This window comes from Ancylomarina sp. (assembly GCF_041555295.1).
GTDB lineage: Bacteria > Bacteroidota > Bacteroidia > Bacteroidales > Marinifilaceae > Ancylomarina.
The window spans coordinates 1-4,735 of record NZ_JBFFKR010000267.1 but is presented as its reverse complement, the minus strand read 5'-3'; the positions used below and the strand labels follow the sequence as shown (position 1 = coordinate 4,735).

At 38.2% G+C, this 4,735-nt stretch carries 2 protein-coding genes; both read right to left on the bottom strand.

Annotated features, from left to right (window positions below; genetic code table 11):
• Positions 1-195: 195 nt before the first annotated feature.
• Positions 196-3,360, bottom strand: a complete 3,165-nt coding sequence (locus tag ABY905_RS14245; RefSeq protein WP_372645027.1) for an efflux RND transporter permease subunit — start codon at positions 3,358-3,360, stop codon at positions 196-198.
• Positions 3,361-3,390: 30 nt separating this feature from the next.
• Positions 3,391-4,509: an efflux RND transporter periplasmic adaptor subunit gene (locus tag ABY905_RS14240; protein ID WP_372645025.1), complete on the bottom strand. Its 1,119-nt coding sequence runs from the start codon at positions 4,507-4,509 to the stop codon at positions 3,391-3,393.
• Between the last annotated feature and the right edge of the window lie 226 nt (positions 4,510-4,735).

Sequence of the window (4,735 nt, the reverse complement as noted above, 5' to 3'; positions counted from 1 at the left end):
TATTCATTGTTTCTTTATTTAACAGTCTAAAAAGTCAAAAGGTCTGAAAAAGCAAAAAGTCCAAAAGGTCGAAAATTGAATACTTACAAACGCCTTTACACTTTAGGTTTATTTACTTTATACTTGTTCACTTTCCCCTTTACACTTGTTTACTTTATCCTTTATTTACTTTAGCCTTTACCCTTGTTTTCCTCTTTAATCTAAGGTCACTTTTGCTTCTTTAATAGCTGGTTCTACATCAATAGGCTCAACCGTCTCTCCTGTCCATATTTCCTTAATCTTACATCTGATATCATTCAAAACAAGAATGATAATTGGGAAAAGTGTTAGAATAAAGAAAGTCCCAACCAATACACCATAAGCTAAAGCGATAGCCATTGGAATAAGAAACTGAGCTTGAAATGAATTCTCAAGAATCAAAGGATACAAACCAACTGATGTGGTAATAGTTGTTAGAACAATGGCTCTAAAACGTGCTTTTCCAGCACCAAGAACTGCAGCCTCCGGATTCATGCCTTCCTTCAAATTCGAGTTGTATTTGGAGAGAAAGACGACGGCATCGTTAATAATCACCCCAGATAGAGCAACCATTCCCCAAACACTGAGCATAGAAACCTGAACGCCTTCTAAACCATGTCCCCAAGTAGAACCAATAATACCCAAAGGAACCATCAGAATCACGATCATCCCTTGAGTAAAACTTCGGAAGTGAATCATCACTATAAACATGATAGCAATAAAGGCAATAGAGAAATAAGTCTTCATTTCTGCAATATCTTCAGAAGAACGTTTAGCTTGCCCCTGAAATTCAGGTCGTACACTTGGAAATTTCTCTTTTAGTACTGGAAGAATATTATTGGTTACTTCTTCCAAAATTGGAGGTACGGGTTCGTTTGGATCTAATAAATCTGCCTCGACACGAATTTCTCTAGCACCATTATAGCGCTGAATACTAACCGGGCCACGTAATATATCATAGTCGATCAGTTCCGATAAAGGATATTCTCCTTGCGGTGTTCTGATTCTCATACTTTCCATTTGTCCGATAAAGACTCGATCGCTCTTAGGATAACGCACCCAAACTTTGATCTCATCTTTACCTTCTTGAAGACGCTGTGCCTGCCCCCCAAAGAATCCTTGACGGACTTGAGCCGTAATACTACGCAAGTCCATTCCCAAATAATAGGCCTTTTCTTTAAGACTCAATCGAACTTCACGGCTTCCCAATGGATTATTGTCATTGATATTATATAGAGAAGTCATTTTTCTCAGCTCATCCTGAAAATAGATATTAGCAGCATTAAGTTCTTCCATATCGTTGCCCAAAAGGCTAACTGAAACAGCTGCTCCCCATCTATTAAAAGCGCCAATCGTAAACTTCTCGGCAGAATTAACGTCGCCAATCTTTTTCTTTACTCGATTTGAAATATCAAAGCTGGAAACAGGAGAACCTTCCATATCGCGAAGAGTAACCGTTATATTTCCTGCATGTGGACCTGACTCCTGACCACTAAAAGCAGATCCTGTCGTTAAATTCGTATATTTTATGAAATCAGTATCTTCATCGAATTCTTTTTTAAGTTCCTTATTCACATCCCAAACAACCTCTTCAAAATCTTTAAGGGACTTCAGAGTAATTTCCTTATTTGTTCCTGGTTTATAAGCAACATTGATATTAAAGGTATCGAAACTTACATTGGGGAAGAAGGTGCTTTTAATAAAACCACCACCAAATAAACCTGCCGTAATAAAGATAAATGCCACAGGAAGAAAGATAAGGATCCAACGCCATTTTATGGCTCTTCTTAAAAAGCTCAGATAAAGACGATCGCGCATATAAAGAATGCCCTTTTCTATTTTATTGCGCAAGCGATTAAAGGCTGTATGACTTTTTCTCACATTCAGAACCTTTTCATTCCCGACATGGCTTGGCAATACCCATAGACTTTCGAAAAGTGAAATTCCCAGACAAAAGACTACAACAAAAGCCATCTCGTAAAGGAATTGCATATTACCTGTTACAAGTAAGAGGGGTGTAAAAGCAATCATGGTGGTTGTTACCGATGTGAGAACAGCGGGTACAACCTCCATAGTTCCATCAATCGCTGCACGACGAGGACTCTTCCCTCTTTCGAAATGTGTATATATATTTTCACCAATCACAATTCCATCATCCACAAGTATACCGATAATCAAAATCATACCAAAGAGTGAAATCATATTGATAGTAACACCCATGAGGTTAGCGAAAATGAACATACCTAAAAATGAGGCCGGAATTCCCCAAGCCACCCATAAGGATAGACGAAAACTCAAGAATAAAGCCAGAGCAAGTACGACAAGAGCCAGACCATAACCACCATTTTTATACAATAGGTTTAGTCGCGACTGCAACATATTAACATAATCGAAAGTAATCTCCAACTTGGCATCTGTATGATCCGCATTAAACTCCTTAGCATATTGATTACAGAAGATTGAAATTTCCTCCAAATCCTCATTATTCAATTTATTTACCCGGATTGAAACGGCAGGATTGTAGTTGACATAGGAAGAACGCGGGACATCTTCGAATTGAAAATGGATATCGCAAACATCCCTCAGTCGAATGTACGATCCATCTGGATTCGCACGTAAAATGATCTCTCCAATCTTATCCGGATCAACCGAACGGTTACGAGATCGAATCAGAATTTCTTCTTCGGCATTTTTAATGACACCACCCGATATATCTATATTATTGCTAGCAATAGCTGTTGAAATTTCGGAGAAAGTCAACTGATGTCGACGCAAGTCATCCTCCTTAACCTCAACAGATAGTTCCAAGCGAGGCAAACCTGAGGTCACAATCTGAGACATTTTTTTCGAACGCATCAGATCGTCATAAATCAAATCGGAATAACGCTTGAGTGTCAACAGATCCACATCGCCAGTTACAGCCATTCTCACAGCTGGAGTCGTGGATCGTAGTTTAGCGATAACGGCTTTCTCTGCTCCTGACGGGAAAGATGGAATCCCATCAACAGCGTTTTTAACATCGGCAAGGGTTTCATCTAGTTTCAAATCACCTGTTGTGGTGATGGTCACCCTGGCAAAACCTTCTGATGATACTGAGTTCATTTCTTTAATACCCACTATGCCTCGAATGGCATCTTCAATTCGGGAGGTAATCCCCTCTTCTACCTCTTTGGGAGAAGCTCCGGGATAAACCATGGATACAGTAATTGTTTTAGATTCGGTTTCAGGAAAAAACGACTTCTTCATATGATACAGAGAGGTAAATCCTGCAATAACAAAAAGTGCAATAATCATCTTCCCATAAAAGGGATATCTGACAAAATGAGATATAATATGCTTCATAAAATTAGATTTGAGAATTAAGACTTAAGATTATTTCAGAATCTGAACCTTCATATTTTCAGCAGCTTTTACAGGAACTGTTGTCACCAAAAGTTCTCCTTTAGTAAGGCCGTTAAAAATCAAGGTATTTTCGTTTCTCTTAAGCACATTAATTTGCTTCTCTTTCAACATATTCTTCTCAACAACAAATACTCTATTCGAGCGGAATACAGCATTTCGAGGTATTTCCATAACCTGATCGATCAGCTTGCCATTAAACTTAGCTGTCAGATACTGACCTTGATACAGTTCGCTATTGTTCGTTGTCAGTCCCACAAAAACAGCTATAGATTGGGTTCCTTCATCAACAAATTCTGATTTACGCAAGAGCTTACCCGAAGCCACTTTCTCGCCATCCGAAGTTAAAACATCAACCTGATCGCCAATTCTTAACCATTTGATATCCTCCGATTCAATAGGCACTTGCAGTTCCAACTTACTCGACTCAATAAGGCTCGCAAGCTTTGATCCCATACCTGCAACGGCTCCAACCTGGGTATTAACCTGAACATACGAACCTGAGAATGGCGCATAAATGCGATATTTCGAAAGTTTGACTTCACTGGATTTGATAGCATAAAAATCACCCAAGATGTTTCTACTCGCCAGGAATACTTTTTCCTTTCCTGATTTCATTTCTGGTAGGGCTGGTAAGTCTTTATCTAGCTTAATCTCATTAAAAAAGTTCATCCAAGCATCAAATCTATCCGTGTAATCGATACGAATATCTGGTAAACTTTGAGCCAGCTTATTCAAGAACCTACTTTTTTGGGCTTGAAGATCCATTCGAGCATCCTGATCGTATATCTGAAGCAAAAGGTCACCCTTCTTAAATCGCTGTCCTACTTTTAGAGGAACACCAACTTCTACAATTCGTCCAGGAACCTCTGAACTCAAGTTCACTTCCAGGTTTGACAACAAACGTCCTTTCTCAACAATAGCTGTTGCAATGGCCTGATAATTGACTTGTTCTACTTTCACGAAAGGCACTTTCTTTCGGTTTATATCTTTTTGTGGCTGCTTTTTAAGGCTCTTTAATCCCTCCATACCTGCATAAGCCAGAGCTAATATAAGAGCAACTGAGACGACAATAACGACTTTTCGATTCATCTATAAATAGTGTTTTATAATTTCAATTATTTAAAGTACTAAAATAATTCAATTTTGGGTTAAATAGCATCCATATATCTTAAAGACTTGTTAAAACTTCAAAAGGAAGTCTTATACCAACTTGATATAAAACATGAATAAACTTTAACAAAAAAAAATAAGTAATACGACATATATAATGACGTAAAACAAGCTGTATAAATAAGCACGAATTCACAGTTTGATG